The sequence below is a fragment of the Methylomonas defluvii genome (assembly GCF_033949435.1).
GTDB lineage: Bacteria > Pseudomonadota > Gammaproteobacteria > Methylococcales > Methylomonadaceae > Methylomonas > Methylomonas defluvii.
In genome coordinates this window covers 77,962-100,973 of record NZ_JAXARY010000021.1, presented here as the reverse complement: position 1 = coordinate 100,973, position 23,012 = coordinate 77,962, and the positions used below count along the sequence as shown (strand labels likewise).

The following is a 23,012-nucleotide window of genomic DNA, read 5'->3' as shown; positions in this document are numbered from 1 at the left end:
GCGCGTCTACATCAATTCTCAAGACCGGCTGAGTAACTTTACGACAGCTTGAGGGCTTCGATCATTTGGCTGACGCCAAATTTTCGGCTTAAAAAAACTTAAGTCCGACGGGCTCCTAGGGGGGTGCGTACTTTCTGCCATAGCCGTATATTTACGTTTTGTTGAGCTTGTCATGGATTGTATCGGCAATACCCGTTTGGTCAAACGCTTCAAATGATCTGACATCTGAATTTATATAAGGATGGCTAAAGACATTTGCTTTTGACAAAGGTGCAGGCAGGTATAGGGGCGATGCCAAGCCATTGGGGCTTGCCATCATGATCAACCTACCAAGCAATTGATCAGTATTTAACCGTCAACTCACCATGGTGCGATCTGACAAAAGCGGGAACCCAAGGGCGTCAAAATCCCCAACACTCGCCACCCCAAAAACAAGAAACTGTTCGAGCAGCGCCTCATTCCCTCTCTAACGCGGCGCAAGAGTCACCATCCCATAAACAATTACTGCCGGACTGAGTGGAAAATCGCTACAATGCGCCCGAGTTCTGCAAGTTTAGGCTGATACAGTGAACATGGAAACCGTGGAAAACCCCGAAAAATACGCCGCCTTTCTCAGCTTGTTAAAAAGGAAAGGTAAGCTCTCCGACAGCGATTTGAGTAAAGTCCGCCGCATGCAAAAATCGGCATTGGACGACTCCGTGCCGCAACTGCTGATCAAACTGGGTTTGTGTTCGGACAGCGACATCGCCGGCAGCTTCGCCGAAGCCAGCGGGATTGCTCGCGTAGGTCCGGCACAGTACCCGCCGCAAACGCCGCTGCCGGATAGTGTTTCGCAGCGTTTTTTAAAGCAATACCATGCCGTAGGTCTGACGGCGGACGACGAACAGATCCAAGTCGCGGTGATGGACCCGGAAGATGAATATGTGACGCAAGCGCTGCAACTCGCCACCGGTAAACCCATTAAATTGCAAATCGGCCAACTTTCGGAAATCGACGCCGCGCTGGAATTGCAATACGGCGAAGGCAAGTCGCAAATGGACAAGCTGATGGACAACCTCAATGTCGAGGAAGAAGGCAGCGAAGACCTTGAACATCTGAAAGACCTGGCCAGCGAAGCGCCCATCATCAAAATGGTGAACTTCATCCTGCAAAAAGCCGTGGAAAGCCGCGCCTCGGACGTGCATATCGAACCGTTCGAGCAAAGCCTGAAAGTGCGTTTACGCATCGACGGCGTGTTGCAGGACATCGACTCGCCGCCGGTGGCTTCCACCGCCGCCGTGCTGTCGCGAATCAAGATCATGGCCAAGCTCAATATCGCCGAACGCCGCCTGCCGCAGGACGGCCGCATCAAACTGCAAATGATAGGCAAGGAGCTGGATTTGCGGGTTTCCACCATCCCTACCCTGCACGGCGAAAGCGTGGTTATCCGCTTGCTGGACAAGGAAAACGCGGTACTGGATTTCGAAACCCTGGGTTTCGTCGGCAAACAGGCTGAACGCTTCATGGAAGTGCTGGCCCAACCGCATGGCATTTTGCTGATCACCGGCCCGACCGGTAGCGGTAAATCCACCTCTCTGTATGCGGCTTTAAAAACCCTGAACACCTCCGAACGCAAGATTATAACGGTCGAAGATCCGGTGGAATATCAGCTGGAAGGCATCAACCAGATTCAAGCCAAACCGCAAATCGGCCTGACTTTTGCGTCGGCGTTGCGTTCCATCGTCCGCCAAGACCCGGACGTGATCATGATCGGCGAGATGCGCGACCTGGAAACCGCAAAAATTGCCGTGCAATCGGCGCTGACCGGTCACTTGGTGCTGTCCACCCTGCACACCAACGACGCCGCCGCCGGCGTCACCCGCTTGCAGGACATGGGCCTGGAAGAATACCTACTTAGCTCGACCATCAACGGTATCCTGGCCCAGCGCCTGGTGCGCCGCCTATGCCCGCATTGCAAACAAGCCCACCCGGCCTCGGACACGCTGATCGAAGAAATGAAACTTAGACAGTGGCAACCTACCGGCAAAATCCTGCTGCACAAACCGGTCGGCTGTCCCACCTGTAACGGCATCGGCTATAAAGGCCGACTAGCGATCATCGAATTTTTGACGATGACCGACACGATCCGCAAGCAAATCATGAAACACGAAGAAGCTTTCGTGATCCAGCAAACCGCGATCCAGGAAGGCATGCAAACCATGTACGAAGACGGCGTCGGCAAAGCCTTGCAGGGTATCACCACCTTAGAAGAGGTATTAAGGGTAACGACCGAAGCTTGAGCCGTTTAATCGGCGCCCGACAACAAACTTTCGTTGATCCAAACCTAGAAAGGCTTTGAATAACAAAGCCAACATACCGCATAACAAATAGCGTCAAGTGGAATATGACTAAAACCCACTTTTTAATCAACATCATGGATTCAAGATGTGCCAATCGCCAGCCGAGTCTGCAAATAATCCACCGATAACCAAACGACGTTCGCGCAGCGTCGGTGCCGATGCCTCTTGCGCTTTCTCGGCGTTGCTGATCGGATTTTTTTCAACTGCCGAAGCTGCCGTTTGTACCTGGCAAGGTGGGGATGATATTTGGTCTACGCCCGCTAACTGGTCATGTGCCGCAAGCCCCGGAGCGGCCGATGATGCGGCTATCAATGTCGGCCAAAATGTGGCTCTTGATATTTCGCCCACTGTGGCAAATTTCAGTATGGCGCATGCCGGGGCAACTTTGAGCGGTGCCGGCACATTATCCTCAACCAACGACTTTGATATGCAAGCCGGTACGGTCAGTGCCGCACTAGGCGGCAGCGTCGGATTGACCAAAACTACTGCCGGCAGCGTGACACTGAGCGGGACGAATACCTACACCGGCAACACCCAAGTCAATGCCGGCACGTTGGCCTTGGGTGCCAGTGATGTGCTTGCCAACACCTCCAGCTTGATCGTCAACGGCGGCACTTTTGATTTGGGTGCTAACAACGACACCGTCGCCGGCGTGCAATTACTGTCCGGTTCGATTACCGGCACCGGCACGTTAACATCAACCAGCGCGTTTGATATGCAATCCGGCACGGTCAGTGCCGCGCTAGGCGGCAGCGTCGGATTGACCAAAACTACTGCCGGCAGCGTGACACTGAGCGGGACGAATACCTACACCGGCAACACCCAAGTCAGTGGCGGCACGTTGGCTTTGGGTGCCAGTGACGTGCTTGCCAACACCTCCAGCTTGATCGTTAACGGCGGCACTTTCGATCTGGGCGCAAACAGCGACACCGTCGCCGGCGTGCAATTGTTGTCGGGGTCGATCACCGGCACCGGCACGTTAACGTCGAACAGCACGTTTGATATGCAAGCCGGCACGGTCAGCGCTGTGTTAGGCGGCAGCGTGGGCTTGAACAAAACCACTGCCGGCACCGTGACGCTGAGCGGCACCAATACCTACACCGGCAACACCCAAGTCAGCGCCGGCACTTTGGCCTTGGGTGCCAGTGACGCGCTTGCCAACACCTCCAGCTTGATCGTCAACGGCGGCACCTTTGATCTAGGCGCAAACAGCGACACCGTCGCCGGGGTGCAATTACTGTCCGGTTCGATTACCGGCACCGGCACTTTGACGTCTACCAGCACGTTTGATGTGCAATCAGGCACGGTCAGCGCGGCGTTGGGCGGCAGCGTGGGCTTGAGTAAAACCACCGCAGGTACCGTGACGCTAAGCGGCAGCAATACTTACACCGGCACCACCCAAGTTAGCGTCGGCACATTGGCTTTGGGCGCCAGCGATGTGCTTGCCAATACGTCCAGTCTGGTCGTCAACGGCGGCACTTTCGATTTGGGTGCGAACAACGACACCGTCGCCGGGGTGCAATTACTGTCCGGTTCGATTACCGGCACCGGCACGTTAACATCAACCAGCGACTTTGATATGCAAGCCGGCACGGTCAGCGCGGCGTTGGGCGGCAGTGTGGGCTTGAGTAAAACCACCGCCGACACCGTGACCCTGAGCGGGACGAATACCTACACCGGCAACACCCAAGTCAATGCCGGCACGTTGGCCTTGGGCGCCGGCGATGTGCTTGCCAATGCCTCGAGTCTGATCGTCAACGGCGGCACTTTCGATTTGGGCGCGAACAACGACACCGTCGCCGGCGTGCAATTACTGTCCGGTTCGATTACCGGCTCCGGCACTCTGACGTCGAACAGCACGTTTGATGTGCAAGCCGGCACGGTCAGCGCGGCGTTGGGCGGCAGTGCGGGCTTGAGTAAAATCACCGCAGGAACCGTGACGCTGAGCGGGACCAATACTTACACCGGCAACACCCAAGTCAGCGCCGGCACGTTGGCCTTGGGCGCCAGCGATGTGCTTGCCAATGCCTCGAGTCTGGTCGTCAATGGCGGCACTTTCGCTCTAGGCAACCATAACGACACAGTAGATGGGGTGCAATTAACGTCCGGTTCGATTACCGGCTCCGGCACTCTGACGTCGAACAGCACGTTTGATGTGCAATCCGGCACGGTCAGTGCCGCACTAGGCGGCAGCGTCGGATTGACCAAAACTACTGCCGGCAGCGTGACACTGAGCGGGACGAATACCTACACCGGCAACACCCAAGTAAATGCCGGCACGTTGGCCTTGGGCGCCGGCGATGTGCTTGCCAATACGTCCAGTCTGGTCGTCAACGGCGGCACCTTTGATCTAGGCGCAAACAGCGACACCGTCGCTGGGATGCAATTACTGTCCGGTTCGATTACCGGCACCGGCACCTTGACCTCGAACAACACATTTGATGTGCAAGCGGGCACGGTTAGCGCGGCGTTGGGCGGCAGTGTGGGCTTGAATAAAACCACCGCAGGTACCGTGACGCTAAGCGGCAGCAATACTTACACAGGCACAACCCAAGTTAGCGCCGGCACATTGGCTTTGGGCGCCGGCGACGCGCTTGCCAACACCTCCAGCTTGATCGTCAACGGCGGCACTTTCGATTTGGGTGCGAACAACGACACCGTCGCCGGCGTGCAATTACTGTCCGGTTCGATTACCGGCACCGGCACGTTAACATCAACCAGCGACTTTGATATGCAAGCCGGCACGGTCAGCGCGGCGTTGGGCGGCAGCGTGGGCTTGAGTAAAACCACCGCAGGTACCGTGACGCTGAGCGGTAGCAATACCTATACCGGCAACACCCAAGTAAATGCCGGCACGTTGGCCTTGGGCGCCAGCGATGTGCTCGCCAATGCCTCCAATCTGATCGTCAACGGCGGTACCTTTGCTCTGGGCAGCCATAACGACACGGTGGCTGGCGTACGACTGCTGTCGGGGTCTATCACCGGCACCGGCACCTTGACCTCGAACAGTGCCTTTGATCTTCAATCCGGCACGGTCAGCGCCAATTTGGGTGGTGGCGCGGGTTTGAACAAAACCACTTCGGGTACGGTGACCTTGAGCGGCACTAACAGCTACACCGGTAACACACTGGTAGATGCCGGCGTATTGAATTTTACCGGCAGCAATACCCACTCCGGCAATTTCACCGGCAACGGTACCTTGCAATTCGGCGCAGGCACGCAACAATTCAATGCCGGCACCAACCTCGGCACGGCTAATATCGCTTTTAGCGGCGGAACCAATCTAGTCAACGCCGGTGTTGCGCTAACGGCCAGCGATGCGGTGTTTAGCGGAGGGACAACTACTATCGCCGGCGATTATTCGGTAAGCAATTCCACGACGGTATCCGGCGGCACCGTCAATTTTTCGTCCGCAGCGACCAAGCAGCTCAATCTGGGTAGCACTTTTACCATAAACAACGGCACCGTCAATTTGCAGCACACCAGCACGGAGGTCAGCCGTTACGTGCAGACTGGCGGCATATTGTCGGGCCCGGGCGAATTAAGAGTGCAATCCGCAGTGCTTTCCGGCGGTGAGATGCGCGGCCCAGGTAGCTTGATTATCAGCGGTTCAGGAGGCTCCGCCAGCGACTTATTGCTGAACGGCAATTTCATCCTCAACAATCAATCGACGGTCATTAATTCCGGCAATGTGCGCGTGACCGGCAACGCAACCTTTACCGGCAACGGCACTTACCGGCAAACAGCGGGTACTACCCGGGTAGACGGGGTTTGGAGCCAGGCTTTGACCGACATACAAGCCGGCAGCTTCGGCGGCAACGGCAGCGTCAGCGGTCCGCTCATCAACAATGGCACGGTCGGCATCGCCGGTTCGCACCTGACTTTGAACGGGCCGGTATCCGGCAGCGGTTCTTACGCCGGCATCGTGGACATAAACAACAGTTTCTCGCCGGGTCCGGGTGCCAATGGGCAAGGGATAGCGGCCATTGACGCCGCATCGGCTGATTTGATTTTCCGCCAATCCGGCAGCTTGAATTTGGAATTGGGCGGGGTAAACGGACAGTTGGTAACCGATTCGATTACTGCGCGCAGCATCGATATTCAAGGCGCAAAGCTTAACTTACAACGCTTGGCCAGCCAGCCTAACTTCTCGCCGCAACAGGCTTTTTCGCAGTCTGTGCTGTTGCAAACCACCAGCGGCAGCATCTCCGGAAATTTTAACCAAAGCATTACCTGTCCGGAAGGCTCCAGCGATATGTTTATATTTTCCAAGCAGGAAAAGCAGTTTTTGCTGACCATGGTGCCCAGATTGCCCAATCTGGTTCCCGCCGACGTGCAATCCTTGGCCAACGCCTTACAGCAAATAGACTGCAGTGCCTCAACCCCAACTAATCTGCAGAATCTATTGAACGGCTTGAAACCCTTTTTAGCAAACGGTAACGCCGATGCCAGCAAAGTAGACCAATTCATCAGCGCGTTGCGGCAAATCAGCCCTGGCCAAATCGCGGCGGAACAAACCGTATCGAACCAAATAGCCAAATTGCAGACCGGCAACATCACTCAGCGACTCGTCACCCTGAGGTCCGCAAGCGTCGGCGCCGGTTCCGCTTCAAGTTTCAAGTCGTCCCCCACGTTCAACACACCGGTAAGCAGTTCAATGGCTATCGGCAGCTCTCCGGGTATTCTCAGCGCACCCAGCTCAGCCAACAATATCAGCTCGCCGAATGCGTCAAGCAGCATAAACACGCCTAGTAGTGCACCCAGTGCGCCCACCAGTTCAGTCAGTTCAGTCAGTTCAGTCAGTTCAGTCAGTTCAGTCAGTTCAGCCAGTTCAGCCAGTTCAGCCAGTTCAGCCAGTTCACCCAACACACCCAGTTCTAACGCTATCAGCATTCAGGCTTCAACGCCGGAAAAAGACGGTCAATCCTCATCCAATGCCCCCTCCTCGGTCAGTATTTCCTTAAGCACGGATAACAACAACGACGGCACCGATCTTATCTCCGGCTTCAGCAATTTGGGCTTATTCATTAACGGCCAATTCGAATGGGCTGATAGAACCGCAACGGTCGTTCAACGCGGTTATGCGTCCACGATGTCCGCCGTCACTGCCGGTGCCGACTATCGCTTGAGCAAACGGCTACTCTTGGGTTTGTCTGCCGGCTACGGCAGCAGCACGGCCCTGATTTCCCAACAGGGCGGCAGCCAAAGCATAGATGGGTACACCTTATCAGCCTTCGGCTCGTTAAACCTGACCGATAACTGGTACGTTGATCTGGTCAACAACCTGACTTATAACCAGTACGATTCCAAACGTGTCACACTTTATAACGATGCCAACGGCACAGCGATTAATGAAACGGCATCCAGCCAAACCGATGGCTGGCAAAATCGCACCAGCCTCAGTAGCGGTTACGACATAGCGGTAAAAGAATGGACATTCGGCCTTAGAGGCCGCACGGAATACGGTTACAACTTTGTCAACGGCCGCAAGGAACAAGGTGCCGGTTTAGGCATGAACATGATAGTCGGCGAGCTGGACAACGAGTCGTTGAGCAGCAGTATCGGCGCGATGGTCTCGCATGCGCTGAGCACACCGGTGGGCGTGCTGGTTTCGCAAGTGAATGTCGAGTGGGAGCATCAGTGGTTCAACAAAAACTCCTTGATTACCACCCGCTTCGTCGATTCGCCTAACAATGCCTTTACCACCAACAGTTTTAGCGTCGATAAGGATTACATCAATTTGCGCGCCGGTTTATCCGCCCAACTGCCGTTTGGCGGCTCGGCATTCGTGCAATACGACACCACCTTCGGCCAGGAGTACGTTTCCCGCCACGCCTTTAATGTCGGGATACGCATGGAGTTTTGAGATACGCCCGCAACTACTTTATAGTGGCGAGCATGTTTTGCCGACGGAATTAAGCCTCGCCAGACCGAATCTGCGTGATGATTAACCCGGCCCTTAAATACCCGGTCACCTTTATGCCCTTTGGCTATCGAAGCGCACATCCGTCTGGGCTTAACTTGATCGGAATATCCGTGATCAATAGGGCCGGGCTAGTAACATGAAATGTGATAGACATATACACGTTACGCCACGGTTATCGAGTATCCATGTTTTGGCATTGCAAAAACATTGCCGACTACCGAAGCGCAAACCCAGCTAAAAAGCAAACTAAACAAATACATGCCTTTATTCTCCTACAAAGCCGTCAACAGTCAGGGTGTCGCCGAAGAAGGTGTGCGTAATGCTGCAGACGAGCAGGCCTTGCTGCTGGAATTGCAAAACCAGGGCTTGATTCCCATCCGCATTGAGTTGGCGAAAGATAAGACTTTTCTGGGTTTCAAACTAAAGTCGGCTGCCGTCAAACTGTCGCAAAAAGAAATCGGTATGCTGACCGGCGAATTGGCGACTTTGCTGGAATCGGGTTTGCCGCTGGATCGGTCGTTAACGATTCTGATGCAGTTGACCGAGGAAAATCCGAAACTGAATAAACTGGTCGGCGAAGTACTGGAAAAGGTCAAAGCCGGCAAGGCACTAGCCGATGCCTTGGAAAGCCAGAGCGGGGTGTTTTCCAAATTTTATCTGAACATGATCCGCGCCGGGGAAATGGGCGGCAATCTGGGCGGCGTGTTGCTGCGCTTGTCGGAATACATGGAACGTTCGCAGGAACTGAAAGACACGGTCAGCACCGCGTTGATTTACCCGGCCATTTTGTTGCTGATGTCGCTGGCCTCATTGTTCGTAATGCTGACTTTTGTAGTCCCGCAGTTTAAGGAAATGTTCGATAGCGCCGGCCAAGCCTTGCCGGTGCCAACCCAGATAGTGATTGGCCTGGCCGAGTTTCTGCAAAGTTATTGGTGGGTACTGCTGATTGTTATTGTCGGCAGCGTGCAAACTATAAAATTGCAGTTGGCCGATCCGGCCGGCAAGAAAGCCTGGGACGGCCGGCTACTGAAGTTTCCGTTGTTCGGCGACATCATCCTGACCATGGAAATAGCCAATTTCAGCCGTACCTTCGGCACGTTATTGGGCAACGGCGTGTCGATTTTGAAATCGCTGGGCATCGTCCGGGAAACCGTCGGCAATATAGTCTTGGCCGATCTGTTGGAGCATGCCGAAGCCCAGCTCAAGCAAGGCCGGACCATGTCGGACGCCTTGGCCCAGCAAAACCTGTTTCCCAAACTGGCGGTGCAAATGATTAAAATGGGCGAGGAAACCGGCAAGCTGGAGGAAATGCTGATGCGGGTAGCCACCATTTACGACAAGCAGCTAAAGACCACCATCCAGCGGATGCTGGCGCTGCTGGAACCGGCTTTGATTATTTCGTTGGGCTTGATGATAGGCGGCATCATCGTTTCCATCTTATTGGCTATTTTGAGCGTTAACGATTTGGCTGTTTAGGCCTACGGACGAATAAATTCGCCCGTACCATCCAATTTTAATAGAAGGAGTTTTGCAAATGAAACACATGTTACGCCGCCACGGCGGTTTTACCTTGCTGGAACTGTTGGTGGTGTTGGGCATTATCGCCATGCTGGCCGGGATTGTCGGGCCGCAGGTAATGAAACATATGGGCGCCTCCAAAACCAAGGCCGCCAGGGTGCAAATCGAGGATCTGGCTGCATCGCTGGACATGTACAAACTCGACGAAGGCCGTTATCCCACCGCACAGCAAGGTTTGGCGGCGTTAGTGGAAAGACCCGCCGATGCCAAGCGTTGGAACGGCCCTTACTTGCGCAAGGACAAGATCCCGCAAGACCCTTGGAATCAGGATTATCACTATGTCTTCCCCGGCCAGCACGGTAAGTTCGATTTATTCAGCTATGGTGCCGATCAAAAAGAAGGCGGCGAAGGCGAAGATCAGGATATCAACAGCTGGGAATAAATGACCGCCCTACCCGCCCGCCAACGCATGCAAGGCTTTACGCTGATCGAGCTGATCATCGTACTGCTGATCAGCGTGCTGGCTTTTGCGGTGGTCGGCAGTAATATCGGCTCCGGCAACCGCAGTACCAAGTTACAAGCCGTCGCCAGGGATATGGCCTCGGCCCTGCGTTACGCCCACGGCCAGGCACTGATGACGCAAAAGCCGGTCAGCGTGGCCATCGATCTGCAAGACAATAGTTACCGCATCAGTAACCGCGACAAAACTTATCCGTTTGCCGAAGAGATTGACGTGTCCTTAGTGGTCGCGGAGGAAGAGTTTAGCGAGGGCGAACAAGGCCATATTCGGTTCTTTGGCGACGGCTCGTCCACCGGAGGCAGAATCACGCTGGAATGGGGCAATCAATTGCGCCGCATCGACGTTAACTGGATTACCGGCCAGGTCAGTATTTCCGATGCATCGGCATAAAGGCTTTTCCCTGCTGGAAATTCTGGTCGCCTTTTCCATCATGGCGATAGCGTTGACGATACTGCTGCGCATCTTCGGCACCGGTGTTAACAATGCGGTTATTTCCGAGGAATACACTATCGCGGTGCAAATTGCCGAATCGCTGATGGCCCGCACCGGGGTGGAGACAGAGCTGACAGCCGGTGAAAGCCAGGGCACGGAAGGCGATAAATACGACTGGCAAATCACGGTCAATCCGGCGACGCCGGCGCAATCCCGTGCCAGTCTGAAAGATACGGATCCCGATCAACAAAAACCGGCGCCGGTGCTGATGTCAGTACGGGTAGTGGTGGCGTGGGGTGAGGACGAACAACCGCGTGCCGTGGAATTGCATACCTTAAAACTACAACAACCAGGTCCGGGCTAGTGTCGCAGCATTCATCGGTAAAAGGATTTACGCTGATCGAAATGCTGATAGCCATCAGCTTGCTGGGGATCATGGTGGTCTTGCTCTTCGCCAGTTTGCGGATAGCCGCGGAAAGCTGGAACAGCGGTGAAGCCAAAATCAGCGAAGTGAATAAAAAAGCCGTGGTTTACCAATTCTTCAAACGGCATTTGAGCAATACCAAACCCTTCCCTATCATCCAGGAAAACCAAGCACAAAACGCTCAACAACTGGGATCACAAGAATTGCCGAAACTGGCTTTCGAAGGCTTGCCGCAAAGCATCAGCTTTGTCTCTGCGCTGCCGGCCGCGTCGGCGCGCAAGGGCTTACAAGTGTTTCATGTCGGCCTGGACCCGCAGCAGCCGTCGACCCTGAAAGTCGCATTAACCCCTTACCGGCAAACCGAATCGATACCGGCCGACGCCGAACCGGTCGTACTATTGGAAAACTTACGGCATTTCAAAATCAGTTACTTTGGCGCATCGGCTGACAACGTTGACGGTAATGGTGCTTGGCTGGACGAATGGCAAGGACAAGCCACCGGCCAGTTACCCAAACTGGTAAAAGTCAGCATCGCACTAAACGACGACAGTTTTTGGCCGGACATGATATTTGCATTAAAAATCAACGGCCAGCCGAACGCAGAAGCGTTGCTCGGCGAGCAAAACCAGCAGCCTGGCATCGCGAATGAATAGCACGCTTCGTACACAGGCCGCCCATCGGCAACGCGGCCTGGCGCTGGTAATCGTCATTTGGATTTTGACGCTGCTGAGCCTGATGGCCGGCAGTTTTGCGTTAAGTATGCGCCGGGAAAGCAGCGTCGCCGGCGCGTTGAAAAACAATGCCCAAGCCCTAGCACTGGCGGAAACCGGTTTAAACATTGCCCAATTTATGCTGCAACAGGCCGATCCCGAGCGGCGTTGGCACGCGGATGGCAGTATCTATCGAATACCGGGCAACGATAGCGAAATTCGGGTCCGAATTATCGCCGAATCCGGCAAAGTCGATATCAACGCCGCGGAGGAACCTTTATTAAAGGCCTTGATTAGTTCGGTAAGCGACGACAAAAAGCTACAGCAGAATTTGTTGGATGCCCTGCTCGATTGGCGAGACGCCGACGATGATCCGCGTCCGCAAGGCGCCGAGAAAAAACAATATCGGCAGGCCGGGCTGGCTTATCAGCCCAGCAATCAACCTTTTCAATCCCTGGAGGAGTTGCAATTGGTGCTGGGGTTCAACGCCGAAATTTTCGAGCAGCTGCAACCGTGGATTACCATCTATTCCGGACAAGCGGAATTAAACTTGCAGAGGGCACCGTCGGAGTTACTGGAAATGGTTGGTGACAACCTGAAGGCACAGAATATTCATGATGTATACTTGGACAAACGCTTGTCTGAATCGGCTGCGGCAGACGATAGCACGGCCGATCAGACCGATCCGGCATTGGCGGATGAAGAGCAAACGTATACTATTATGGTACAAACCCTGCTGGAAGATCAGGCGACGGCCGCTATCGAAGCAGTGGTAAGAATCCAGAACCAAGACCCCAGCCAAGCGCCCTACCAAATCCTGGATTGGAAACAAGGTCAGCAAGTATTGGCCTTATTCGACTCGGCCAAGGAATCCCAGCTCATTACCGTTCAAGATGAATTTACAAACCAGCATTGATTTCGATCTGAAACGTTTCTTCCAGTGGTGGGGGCGAGAATTGGCGTTTTTGGTACCGAGTCGTCTCAGATCCTTGCTGACAGACCGTAGTGGCGCATTCGTAATCAGCGCCGCCGACGCGGATTTTCAAATCCGTTTTTACCGCGAGGCCGAACAGCAAACCCCGATGACATGGCGCTTGGACAGCAACCTCGCGGATAGTTATCAAACCTTGAAGGCCCAACATCCGGATTTTGAAAAAGCCGAATGTATCTTGCGCCTGGACCCGACACAGGCGCTAAAAAAAATCGTCTATTTACCCGCTGCGGCACAAGAGAATCTGCAGCAAGTTGTCGGATTTGAGTTGGACCGTTACACGCCGTTCAAGGCCGAGCAAGTCTATTTTGCCGCCATTCCGCTCGGTAAAACCGAGCATGGTCAAATTGAAGTATTACTGGTATTTACACCCAAAACCGTACTGGACGAGCAACTGGTCAAACTACAGGCTTTGGGGATACAGCCGGTGCGGGTGGATTTTTGCCATGCCAGCACCGTGTGCCCTGCCGATGCGCCCGCTTACAATTTACTCCCGGAACGCTACCGGCCACACGGCAACGCCTTAGCTCAAGCCATGCACTGGCTGCTGAACAGCTTACTGTTACTGTTGTTTCTGGCAGTTTTGATTTGGCCGGTGTGGCAGGAAGGTCAAGCCGTCGATGTCTTGAAAAATCACATCAAAACGCTGGAAAAAGAAACCCGCGTAATAGAAGAACAACAGCACGAAATCGATGCCTTACGCCAGCAAACCCAACGATTGATAGACATTAAAACCCAGTCTCCCGCTCTGGTCGCGGTATTGAACGAACTGAGCACCTTGTTAAAAGATGACAGCTGGTTAACACATTTTCAATTTGCGGACAAACGTCTGCAAATCCAGGGTCAATCGCCGGGCGCGTCGTCTTTGATCGGTTTGTTGGAAAGTTCCGGATATTTTAGTAATGTCAGTTTCGTCTCGCCGTTGACCCAGGATAAAGCCACCGGGCGCGAGCGCTTTCAAATTAGTATGGATGTTAGCCCGCCACCCGCTGAGCCTGCTGAGGATACTGAGGCGACGACGACCAGCCAGCCTGCTCCAGCTGAATCCGAGGCAAATGGAGGGTCCGAGCAATGAATCAAGCGCGCTATCAGCGCTGGCTGGCACTGGCTCTACTTGGATTGGTGTTATTTACCGTGATATTTTTGGTACTGCTGCCTTTATTCAGCAGCTGGCTGGATTACCGCGAGCAAAAAAACGACCTGTTGTTTCGTTTGCAACGCCAACAAGCCATTGTCGCCCGCCGCGACAGCGTTGCCCAAAACCTGGAATCATTGAATCAACAATACCAACAGCAAGGCTATCTGAGCGACAGCGACACCGAAGCCTTGGCCTCAGCTGAGCTGCAAAACATCGTCAAGACCGCAGTAACGGAAGCCGGCGGCCAACTGACCAGCACGCAAGGTTTACCGGGCAAGGCCGAAGAGGATTTTGTGCGTATCGCGGTAAAAGTGCGCATGAGCGGCAGCATTGAAGCATTGCGCGCGGTGCTGCATAGTCTGGATACCAATATGCCCTTGCTGCTGGTCGATCAATTGGACATTTCCCCGGTACGCGGCGCGCGTAACCGCAGCACCAACAAAATGGACCCCAGTTCTCAGTTGAATGTCAGTTTTGAAGTGATCAGCTTTATGCGAGCCAAAGCCTCATGAATCAGAAACTGATCAGATTGCAATTACTGGGTTGCGGCACGCTGAGCCTACTGTTGGCAGCGGAATGGACTTATAGTCAATATACGTTAAAGCAATTGCAAACACTGCTTGAGCCGCGCCCGCAAACCGAATCCCCGGCCGAGCAATTGCCCAATATCGCCGATAATAGCGGCTCTGCGGAAACCTACAGCGATATTGTCGATAGACCTTTGTTTGTGGAAGGCCGAAAGCCTGTCGCCGAAACCAATCCGACCGACAATTTGCAAACTCAAGATTCCGGACAAATCGACGATTGGGAGTTAATCGGCGTTTACGATAAAAATAACAAGCCGACCGCCTTGTTTAGAAAGCGCAACGAAGCCAAAAAGTTTTTAAAAATAACCGAAGAACAAAGCATATCCGGCTGGCTGCTGAAGCAAATACACGCCGACCATGTGCTGCTTCAGCAAGGCAGCCAGGAAAAATCGGTCGTATTGAGAAAGCCGCGTGCGCAAGTCAAGCCTCCGGTACCGGGCAAGCCAGCCGTACCGCCCAGACCGCCGCAGCCCAACGCCGTTGCCAAACCTATAGAACCAGTACCTAATGAAAATCCCGAGAACATCAATGACAACTAAAAAAATCAACATTCCTCCAATGTTGGCGTTGGCGCTGTCCATGACCGGCTGTGAATTTATCGGCCCGCAGTTGCATGAAAAACTGGCTATTGCCGATCACAAACCGGCTCAAGAAGATACTTTGTTGATTCCGGAACTGGCTAACGAGGCCAATAAAAACGCCGAAAATAGAATCACCAAAGTCGAAATGTACCCTAGCGGCGACGCAAGCATCGCCCCGCAAGCCGGCCACCAAGGCAGCGGCAAAACCAGTGGTAAGGGCGAATACAGTTTGAATTTCGATGACGCCGATCTGGGCGAAGTGGCGAAAGTAATACTCAGCGATATTCTGGGCCGGAACTACACTATCAGTCCGCAAGTGGTCGGCAAAGTGACTTTGCAAACCTCCAAACCCTTAAGCAAGGACGAGCTGATCCCAACCCTGGATATGCTGCTGAGCTTGAATAATGCCGCCCTGACCGAACAAGGCGGCATGTATCTGATTAAACCGTCCAATGAAGCCTTGTACAGCAGCTCAATCAGCTCGCTGTCCGGCGCCAAAATGCCCAATGGTTATCAGGTGCGGGTAATTCCGGTCAAAAATGTCGCGGCCTCGGAACTGGCGGAGATATTGAAACCGTTATTGCCGGAAAAATCGTTGCTGCATGTAGATCCGAACCGTAATCTGATATTGGTCGCCGGTTCCGGCGCGGAAATCTCCAGGGCGTTGGATGTGGTCAATACCTTTGATGTCGATATTTTAAAAGGCCGCTCGTTTGCTCTGTTTACACCGGCTAACGTCAGCGCCGGCAAAATCATTGAAGAGCTGGAACAAATCTTCAACACCAAAAAATCCAAAGACGACGAAGCCAGCTTTTTCCGGTTTATCGAAATAGAAAGGCTTAACGCGGTATTAGCCGTCACCCATCAAGCCGGTTATCTGAAGGACATTGAAAACTGGGTATATAGGCTGGATCGCATTAACACAGCGGCAGCCGGCGGCGTAAATGTGTACCGGGCGCAACATGTCAGCGCCACCGATTTGGCCGAGACCTTAAGCAATATTTTCGGTAGCGGCGGTTCCGGCAAATCCAGCAAGGCTTCTATCGCCTCCGGCCGCAAATCATTATCGGCCACCAATAAAAAGTCGGATAGTTCATCAAGTAGCAGCGCAGGCGGCGCCAACCGGCAGCAGGATTCGATGAGCGATAGAACGCTCAGCGACCGAACCAAAGATAAAAGCGGCAGCGGCGCACTCGGCGGCAATTTAAGCGGCAATTCGGGCGGCAGCAATAACAACGACATGCCGAATGTAAAAATCATCGCCGACGAAGGCAATAACGCGCTGATTATCGTCGCGACCGCCCAGGAATATGCAGTGATTGAGCGCGTGTTAAAACAGCTGGATGTGCTGCCTTTACAAGTGATGATCGATGCCACGATTGTGGAAGTTACGCTGAAAGACGATTTAAAGTATGGATTGCAATGGTATTTTAGCCACAATAACGGAGGAAATAACGATACAGCTGGAGGCTCTGCACAAGGCTTGAGTCTCACAAATGTTGCTAAAGATGCTATGAAGGCATTTGGCACAAGTGGTTTCTCCTACGCTTTTTCTAGCGGTTCGAAGGACATTCAAGCCGTACTAAATGCCAGTGCTGTCAATAATAACGTCAATGTCATCTCCTCGCCGTCCTTGATGGTATTGAACAACCAGGAAGCCACGATCAAAGTCGGCGATTCGGTGCCGATACGTTCGTCGGTTTCCAGCAATTTGAGCAGCAACAATTCCAATAACGGTATCGTGCAAACCAGTTCAATCCAGATGATCGATACTGGTGTGAATTTGTCGGTTAGGCCCAGGGTGAATGCCGGTGGATTGGTGCTGATGGACATATTACAAAGTGTTAATCAGGCTATCAAAACCACGACCAGCGACACCATCGACTCGCCCACCATTCAAAAAAGGGAAATCGAAAGCAGCGTTGCGGTACAAAGTGGCGAAACCATTGTTTTGGGCGGTTTGATCAAAGAAAACAACGATTATTTGCGTGACGGCGTGCCGCTGCTGCACGAGATACCCTTAATCGGGCCGCTTTTCGGCGGTACGACGCGGAACAAGGACAAAACCGAGCTGGTGGTGCTGCTCACCCCGCGCGTGATGAAAAGCCGCCAGGATGCTAGGGATATAACAGACGAGTTCAAACGTAAACTGTCCGGCATCTATTATCAAAAGCCTGTTGAAATCAATGTTGAAGTGGAAACAGTGCCATAGACCCAAACCTGTAGCCCGTATCTACCAAAAAACCGGACGATAAACATGAATCCAATCTCGCCGGACCGGCTGATCTCGTTTTGGTCGCTTGCCCAATTGGAAGCCAGCGTGGTGATTCTGATGAATATCGTCGGCGCTTTGTTTTTGGGCATGGTGGTGGGCTACGAACGCTCCTACCACGGCCGAGCAGCCGGCATGCGCACCTATGGTCTGGTGTGCATGGCTTCCGCGGCAGTAACGGTTATCGTCGGTTACCCGCAGTTCTGGTTTGGCGGCTTATTGCCGCTCACCACTACCGCCGACCCCACTCGGGTTATTCAAGGCATCGTGACAGGTATCGGTTTCTTGGGTGCCGGCGTAATCATGAAGGAAGGTCTGAACATCAGCGGCTTGACGACCGCCGCATCGATTTGGGCCTCTTCGGCGATTGGTATTTTATGCGGCGCCGGGTTTTATTTTGCGGCCATTTTGTTGGCTTTAATTGCGTCGGCGACGATGATCTGGGGCGGGCGAATCGAATCTGCCTTGCCTTCCCGTCATGCAGTGTCAGTGATTTTGCGTTTTCAAACCAGCTATCGACCTAATCAGACCGAGATTAACGATTTGGCAAATGCCTTGGGTTATCGATTGGCCGAAGGCTCGATTAGCGTTATCAGCAACAATAAACACGAAGAATGGCATCTGGTTTTTATTGCAACCGGTAATCATAAAATATCGATTCCTGCGATTGCGGAAAGCCTGGAACGCTGCGATTTTCTCAGCGGTTATCAAGTCGCCTTTGCCCGAAACTGAGCGTCAGGAAGCAGTGAATCGTTAAGACGCCCTGCTTCCTCACCGCTTTTCTCCGTTGAATTGCCGGGTTATTCCAATACGTTTTTCACACATTGTCTGGCGAACGTATTAATCGACAGCGTATCGCTTAAGTATTGGTTGAATAAACCGCTGATATCGACCGGGTTGAGATAGACATAAACGCCGCAGCCGGTTAGCGCGATAAATTGCTGACTCAGCGTTTCAACGAATAAAGTGCGTGTGTTGCTGAGTTGGGTGATTTCGTTGCTTGAGGTTTTCATGACATCCACCTAATTTGCTGGTTAAACCCAACAACCAAGCAGCATGATCCACGCCAAATCACTCATCGATTACGCTTCAATAGCCTGAACGCAAACCGGAATCCGTCCAAGTACCTCAAAATCCTGCTTTTTCTAAAACAAAAGAAAACCGACTGCTTCTTTCTCTGGATTGATGCTTTGAAGGAAACCGCTCTCCTCATGAGCTAAGCATGGAAAACTGTGCACTGACCTGGCAATTTTGTCGCAAAAACTGCCAGAGTTGTCACAAAACCGGCATTTTCAATCCACTCTGTCACAGTCGTTTGGCAGGCATTATTTAAGCCGGCAGACAAGTTTCTACCAATCTCACCCAGTAGGTCGCGCCCAGGGGCAAAATATCATCGTTAAAATCGTAACTGGTGTTATGCAGGGCACAAGGACCGGCGCCATGACCAATACTGCGATGATCACCAGAGCCGTTGCCGATGAAACAGTAGCTGCCGGGTAACTTTTGCAGCATAAACGCAAAATCTTCGGCGCCCATCGTGGCTTTTTGCTCCAAAACATGCCGGTCGCCAACAATAGAGGCCATGACGCTACGCGACGTTTCGACTGCCTCACTGTGATTAACCGTCGGCGGATAGCTACGTTTAAATTCAAAATCACATGCCATTCCATGTGCCAGACAAATATGCCGGGCTACTTCCTGCATACGGGTTTCGATCAAATCCAGTAATTGGTTGGAGAATGTGCGTACTGTACCGGCTAGCTCGCAGGTATCGGCAATAATATTGGTCGCCTCTCCGGCATGTAACATCGTGACTGAAATCAAACCGTTATCCAAGGGATGGGCGCTGCGGGTTAAGATGGTTTGAAACGCCATAATCATTTGCGCGGCCACCGGCACCGGATCCAATCCCAAGTGCGGCAATGCTGCATGGCAGCCTTTGCCCCGAATCACGATACGAAAAGTATTCAAAGATGCCATCACCGGTCCGGGACTCACCGCAAACTGCCCAGCCGGCAACTCCGGCCAATTGTGCATGCCATAAACCGCTTGCATCGGAAACAATTCAAACAGGCCATCCTTGATCATCTCATCGGCGCCGCCACCGCCCTCTTCCGCAGGTTGGAAGATCAGATAGGCTGTACCGTCAAAATGACGGTGGATTGCCAGATATTGCGCCGCAGCCAACAGCATCGCGATATGGCCGTCATGCCCGCAGCCGTGCATTTTGCCTGGGTACCGCGAGGCATGTGCAAAGCTGTTTTGTTCATGCATCGGCAAGGCGTCCATATCGGCACGCAAGCCGATTGCCTTGTCGGAACTCCCTGCTTTGATGATCCCGACTACACCGGTTTTACCCAAGCCGCGATGAATAGGAATCCCCCATTCGGTCAGTTTAGCCGCGACCAAATCCGCGGTACGCATCTCTTCGAAGCACAACTCCGGATGGGCGTGTATATCGCGGCGCAATTGGCGAATACCGGCAATATTGGCGACAATTTCCGGTATCAGTAAGGCTGACGACAATTCAGCATCGAGTTTATTCATGGCAAGGCGGTGTGCGGTCTAAGCCGTATCGGTTTTGCGCAGCTTTTCCACGAGCGTGGTTCTGCGCATATTCAGCAGTTTGGCGGCATGGGCGACAACGCCATTGCATTCTTCCAAAGCCTGACGAATCAGTTCGTTCTCGAGATCGGTCAAATATTCCTTAAGATCGATACCTTGTTCGGGTAAATGCACGGCCGCGACTGCACCGGGAGTCGGCATCGCCAGCGCTTCACGCTCAGCCGGCCGCACAATGTGAATATCTTGCTCCGGCAATACAATCTGCACGCCTTCCGGTACTTCATAGCCCTGAAATTTTTCCGGTAAATCACTGACATCGACACTAGCATCCGGACTAATGATGGCTAAACGCTCGATCAAATTTGACAACTCGCGGACATTACCGGGCCAACTGTGTTGCATCAAGGTGGCGATTGCGCGAGGCGATAAACTGACGGTACCCCGGTTGGCGGCTTCCATGCGGGCTATCAGGTCGTTGATTAAATAAGGAATATCTTCGGCTCTTTCCCGCAAGGCTGGCACTTCGATCGGGAACACATTCAGACGGTAGAACAAATCCTCTCGAAAGCGCTTCTCGGCAATTTCCTGTTCGAGGTGACGATGCGTCGCGGCAATAATCCGCACATCGCAATGGATGGTTTTATTGCTGCCGACGCGCTCGAAAGTGCGCTCCTGCAATACTCTTAACAATTTAACCTGCATCGGCATCGGCATGTCGCCGATTTCATCCAAAAACAGCGTACCGCCTTCCGCCATTTCGAAACGACCTTGCCGCGAAGTCAACGCGCCGGTAAATGCACCCTTCTCGTGGCCGAACAATTCACTTTCCAGCAGTTCACCGGGAATAGCCCCGCAATTGACCGGCACGAATGGCCTGTCTCGCCGCGCAGAGGCACGATGCAGCGCTTGCGCCACCACTTCCTTACCTGTGCCGGATTCGCCGAGGATAAGCACCGTGGCGTCGGATTTGGCGACTTGATCGATCTGCGCACGAGTTTTTTGAATGGCTTTGCTTTTACCCGCCAGGCCCTTATCAGGCAGCGATTTTTTACTGGCTTGCGCAGGCTGCGGCAAACTGTCCAATAGTTGGATCAATAGCGGGTAGACAGTCGGCCACTCCAAGGTTTTATTGACCATTTGCTGAATGGCGCTAACCACCTGCGGCCCACCGGCGTCCACCAGCAAAACCACAGGAATGTCGCCGACGCTTTCGGTGACCGTTTTGATCAAGCTGGCTTGCTTGTCTCCGCCGCAGCCGACAAATACCGCACCGAAACTGTCATGATCTCTAAACGCCGCTTCAAAATCGCTACTGGCAACCGCCTCCACCCGATATTCCAAAAACCGGAGTATGCCTTCCACTTGCTGACTGCGGTGGGTGTTGTCATCAATGAGCAAAATTTCTGGCAAAGCCATGCGTATATTCTCTACAAACTACGTTGTTTTAAGGCGGAAGGGGGTTGCTGATTTTAAGTTAAGCATCGAATCCGGTTATTGTCAAAATGGCCCCATTTCAAGCTATTGCATAGTTTAGTTCATGTTATTTACATCGATTGACTAATCAGCCATCCCATTTTGCAGCTTGACAAATTTTCCACAACATAGAAACTAGCTCGATGTTTAACAACCAAGAGCCCCGTTGCCTTGAACGACATATCTTTGAGTATACTGTTCGGTATACTGGCAGCCTTACTGATTATTTCAGCTTTTTTTTCTGGCTCTGAAACCGCCTTGATGACGCTGAACCGTTATCGGTTGCAGCATTTGGTGAAAAAAAATCATAAGGGCGCGATTAAAGCCCATCAACTCTTAAAAAGGCCGGACCGTTTGCTGGGCCTGATCCTGCTGGGCAACAATTTTGTCAATATCCTGGCGTCGTCGTTAACAACCTTGATTGCCATCCGCGTGAGCGGAGATAACGCTATAGCCCCCGCTATCGGCCTGCTAACTTTCGGCATGCTGGTATTTTCCGAAGTAACCCCAAAAACCCTGGGCGCCCTCAAACCTGAGTTGCTGGCCTTACTATCCTCCTGGATTTACATTCCCTTATTAAAGATATTTTATCCCTTGGTATGGGTGATTAACGCTATATCCAGCCTGTTGTTATGGCCGTTCGGTATTAAAAGCTCGAGTAATACGGCTATCGAATCGCTAAATAAAGACGAGTTAAAAAGTATCGTTTCGGATGCAAATCATTTGCCGACGCGCTATCAAAACATGCTGTTGAGTATTTTAGATCTGGAATCCGCCAGCGTTACCGACATCATGACCCATCGCAATGAAATTATCGGTATCGATCTGGAAGAATCGGTAGAAGACATTATCGAACAACTACAAAATAGTCCGCATACTCGCCTGCCGGTATACAAAAAAAATATAGACCGGGTGATAGGTTTTCTACATTTACGTACGATTTTGGCACAAATTAGCGACCCTGATTTCGATAAACACAATATCACCAATAGCCTGTCCAAGCCTTTTTTCATTCCGGCCAGCACCTCGATTCACAAGCAAATGCAAATCTTTAAGGCCGAAAAACTCCGTATCGGCTTGGTAGTAGACGAATATGGCGATGTACAGGGCTTAGTGACGCTGGATGATTTATTACAGGAAATCGTCGGTGAACTGGTCTCGGAAGAACCCGATATAAAAATGCAAAAAGACGGTAGCTATCTGGTGGATGCCGGCGTAACCATCCGCGAACTCAATCGCATCACCCACTGGGATTTGCCCACCGAAGGCCCGAAAACATTGAATGGCTTGGTAATCGAATACATGGAAACCATTCCGGAACCGGGTACCAGCGTGAAACTGCATGGGCATATTATTGAAATAATTAAGCGCGATGAAAACGCGATCAAGCTGATTAAATTCAATCCCAAACGCTGACCAAAATTTATTTTAGGCAAAAAAAAGGCGGTTATTTTTAATAACCGCCTTAGAAGCAATAGGAAGAAATATAACGCAACTTTAAACTATCAAACCGAACTAAAAAGTTAGGTTAATCAT

The 23,012-nt window shown here is 52.5% G+C and carries 17 protein-coding genes; 14 read left to right on the top strand and 3 right to left on the bottom strand.

Annotated elements, in window-relative coordinates:
* Positions 1-572: 572 nt before the first annotated feature.
* The 13 genes from gspE to QLH52_RS19400 all read left to right on the top strand — a co-directional run bounded on the left by gspE (position 573) and on the right by QLH52_RS19400 (position 18,170).
* Complete coding sequence (gene gspE, locus QLH52_RS19460; RefSeq protein WP_319962646.1) at positions 573-2,279, top strand: type II secretion system ATPase GspE; 1,707 nt, start codon at positions 573-575, stop codon at positions 2,277-2,279.
* A gap of 145 nt (positions 2,280-2,424) precedes the next feature.
* Complete coding sequence (locus tag QLH52_RS19455) at positions 2,425-8,205, top strand: autotransporter domain-containing protein (protein ID WP_319962644.1); 5,781 nt, start codon at positions 2,425-2,427, stop codon at positions 8,203-8,205.
* A 318-nt stretch (positions 8,206-8,523) separates the two neighbouring features.
* Complete coding sequence (locus QLH52_RS19450) at positions 8,524-9,741, top strand: type II secretion system F family protein (protein WP_319962645.1); 1,218 nt, start codon at positions 8,524-8,526, stop codon at positions 9,739-9,741.
* 58 nt (positions 9,742-9,799) lie between these two features.
* Positions 9,800-10,225 carry a type II secretion system major pseudopilin GspG gene (gspG, locus tag QLH52_RS19445; protein WP_319962643.1) on the top strand — a complete coding sequence of 142 codons (426 nt, stop codon included), beginning with the start codon at positions 9,800-9,802 and terminating at the stop codon, positions 10,223-10,225.
* Complete coding sequence (locus QLH52_RS19440; RefSeq protein WP_319962642.1) at positions 10,226-10,693, top strand: GspH/FimT family pseudopilin; 468 nt, start codon at positions 10,226-10,228, stop codon at positions 10,691-10,693. It begins immediately after the preceding gene.
* A complete protein-coding gene (locus QLH52_RS19435; RefSeq protein WP_319962641.1) occupies positions 10,680-11,099 on the top strand; it encodes a type IV pilus modification PilV family protein in 420 nt (139 codons plus the stop codon). Before QLH52_RS19440 ends, QLH52_RS19435 begins: the two co-directional genes overlap by 14 nt.
* Complete coding sequence (locus tag QLH52_RS19430) at positions 11,099-11,812, top strand: prepilin-type N-terminal cleavage/methylation domain-containing protein (protein WP_319962640.1); 714 nt, start codon at positions 11,099-11,101, stop codon at positions 11,810-11,812. The genes QLH52_RS19435 and QLH52_RS19430 overlap by 1 nt, the downstream gene beginning before the upstream one ends.
* Positions 11,805-12,785, top strand: a complete 981-nt coding sequence (locus tag QLH52_RS19425) for a type II secretion system minor pseudopilin (RefSeq protein ID WP_319962639.1) — start codon at positions 11,805-11,807, stop codon at positions 12,783-12,785. Before QLH52_RS19430 ends, QLH52_RS19425 begins: the two co-directional genes overlap by 8 nt.
* Positions 12,763-13,935 carry a PilN domain-containing protein gene (locus QLH52_RS19420; protein ID WP_319962638.1) on the top strand — a complete coding sequence of 391 codons (1,173 nt, stop codon included), beginning with the start codon at positions 12,763-12,765 and terminating at the stop codon, positions 13,933-13,935. The genes QLH52_RS19425 and QLH52_RS19420 overlap by 23 nt, the downstream gene beginning before the upstream one ends.
* Positions 13,932-14,510: a type II secretion system protein GspM gene (gene gspM / locus QLH52_RS19415; protein ID WP_101052139.1), complete on the top strand. Its 579-nt coding sequence runs from the start codon at positions 13,932-13,934 to the stop codon at positions 14,508-14,510. The genes QLH52_RS19420 and gspM overlap by 4 nt, the downstream gene beginning before the upstream one ends.
* Positions 14,507-15,124: a hypothetical protein gene (locus QLH52_RS19410; protein ID WP_171694837.1), complete on the top strand. Its 618-nt coding sequence runs from the start codon at positions 14,507-14,509 to the stop codon at positions 15,122-15,124. Before gspM ends, QLH52_RS19410 begins: the two co-directional genes overlap by 4 nt.
* The gene (gene gspD, locus QLH52_RS19405; RefSeq protein ID WP_319962637.1) at positions 15,114-17,378 is read left to right on the top strand and encodes a type II secretion system secretin GspD; all 2,265 of its coding nucleotides are present in this window, start codon (positions 15,114-15,116) and stop codon (positions 17,376-17,378) included. Before QLH52_RS19410 ends, gspD begins: the two co-directional genes overlap by 11 nt.
* Before the next feature lie 45 nt (positions 17,379-17,423).
* Positions 17,424-18,170, top strand: a complete 747-nt coding sequence (locus QLH52_RS19400) for an MgtC/SapB family protein (RefSeq protein ID WP_319962636.1) — start codon at positions 17,424-17,426, stop codon at positions 18,168-18,170.
* A 68-nt stretch (positions 18,171-18,238) separates the two neighbouring features.
* Here QLH52_RS19400 and QLH52_RS19395 read toward each other — a convergent pair whose 3' ends face one another.
* From QLH52_RS19395 to QLH52_RS19385, 3 genes are all read right to left on the bottom strand, one after another.
* Positions 18,239-18,451, bottom strand: a complete 213-nt coding sequence (locus QLH52_RS19395; protein WP_033159564.1) for a hypothetical protein — start codon at positions 18,449-18,451, stop codon at positions 18,239-18,241.
* 316 nt (positions 18,452-18,767) lie between these two features.
* Entirely contained in the window at positions 18,768-19,985 is a 1,218-nt protein-coding gene (locus tag QLH52_RS19390) for a M20 aminoacylase family protein (RefSeq protein ID WP_319962635.1), read from the bottom strand.
* An 18-nt stretch (positions 19,986-20,003) separates the two neighbouring features.
* The gene (locus QLH52_RS19385) at positions 20,004-21,419 is read right to left on the bottom strand and encodes a sigma-54 dependent transcriptional regulator (protein ID WP_101052137.1); all 1,416 of its coding nucleotides are present in this window, start codon (positions 21,417-21,419) and stop codon (positions 20,004-20,006) included.
* Between the two features lie 228 nt (positions 21,420-21,647).
* Between QLH52_RS19385 and QLH52_RS19380 the strand changes: the two genes are divergently transcribed.
* The gene (locus tag QLH52_RS19380) at positions 21,648-22,892 is read left to right on the top strand and encodes an HlyC/CorC family transporter (RefSeq protein WP_101052136.1); all 1,245 of its coding nucleotides are present in this window, start codon (positions 21,648-21,650) and stop codon (positions 22,890-22,892) included.
* Positions 22,893-23,012 lie beyond the last annotated feature (120 nt).

What these genes read in the sequence shown, in the direction of transcription:
- QLH52_RS19395 (WP_033159564.1), bottom strand. Translation starts at nt 18,451, where the DNA reads ATGAAAACCTCAAGCAACGAAATCACCCAACTCAGCAACACACGCACT.
- QLH52_RS19400 (WP_319962636.1), top strand. Translation starts at nt 17,424, where the DNA reads ATGAATCCAATCTCGCCGGACCGGCTGATCTCGTTTTGGTCGCTTGCC.
- QLH52_RS19440 (WP_319962642.1), top strand. Translation starts at nt 10,226, where the DNA reads ATGACCGCCCTACCCGCCCGCCAACGCATGCAAGGCTTTACGCTGATC.
- gspG (WP_319962643.1), top strand. Translation starts at nt 9,800, where the DNA reads ATGAAACACATGTTACGCCGCCACGGCGGTTTTACCTTGCTGGAACTG.
- gspE (WP_319962646.1), top strand. Translation starts at nt 573, where the DNA reads ATGGAAACCGTGGAAAACCCCGAAAAATACGCCGCCTTTCTCAGCTTG.
- QLH52_RS19390 (WP_319962635.1), bottom strand. Translation starts at nt 19,985, where the DNA reads ATGAATAAACTCGATGCTGAATTGTCGTCAGCCTTACTGATACCGGAA.
- QLH52_RS19450 (WP_319962645.1), top strand. Translation starts at nt 8,524, where the DNA reads ATGCCTTTATTCTCCTACAAAGCCGTCAACAGTCAGGGTGTCGCCGAA.
- QLH52_RS19425 (WP_319962639.1), top strand. Translation starts at nt 11,805, where the DNA reads ATGAATAGCACGCTTCGTACACAGGCCGCCCATCGGCAACGCGGCCTG.
- QLH52_RS19410 (WP_171694837.1), top strand. Translation starts at nt 14,507, where the DNA reads ATGAATCAGAAACTGATCAGATTGCAATTACTGGGTTGCGGCACGCTG.
- QLH52_RS19385 (WP_101052137.1), bottom strand. Translation starts at nt 21,419, where the DNA reads ATGGCTTTGCCAGAAATTTTGCTCATTGATGACAACACCCACCGCAGT.
- QLH52_RS19420 (WP_319962638.1), top strand. Translation starts at nt 12,763, where the DNA reads ATGAATTTACAAACCAGCATTGATTTCGATCTGAAACGTTTCTTCCAG.
- QLH52_RS19455 (WP_319962644.1), top strand. Translation starts at nt 2,425, where the DNA reads ATGTGCCAATCGCCAGCCGAGTCTGCAAATAATCCACCGATAACCAAA.
- QLH52_RS19435 (WP_319962641.1), top strand. Translation starts at nt 10,680, where the DNA reads ATGCATCGGCATAAAGGCTTTTCCCTGCTGGAAATTCTGGTCGCCTTT.
- gspM (WP_101052139.1), top strand. Translation starts at nt 13,932, where the DNA reads ATGAATCAAGCGCGCTATCAGCGCTGGCTGGCACTGGCTCTACTTGGA.
- gspD (WP_319962637.1), top strand. Translation starts at nt 15,114, where the DNA reads ATGACAACTAAAAAAATCAACATTCCTCCAATGTTGGCGTTGGCGCTG.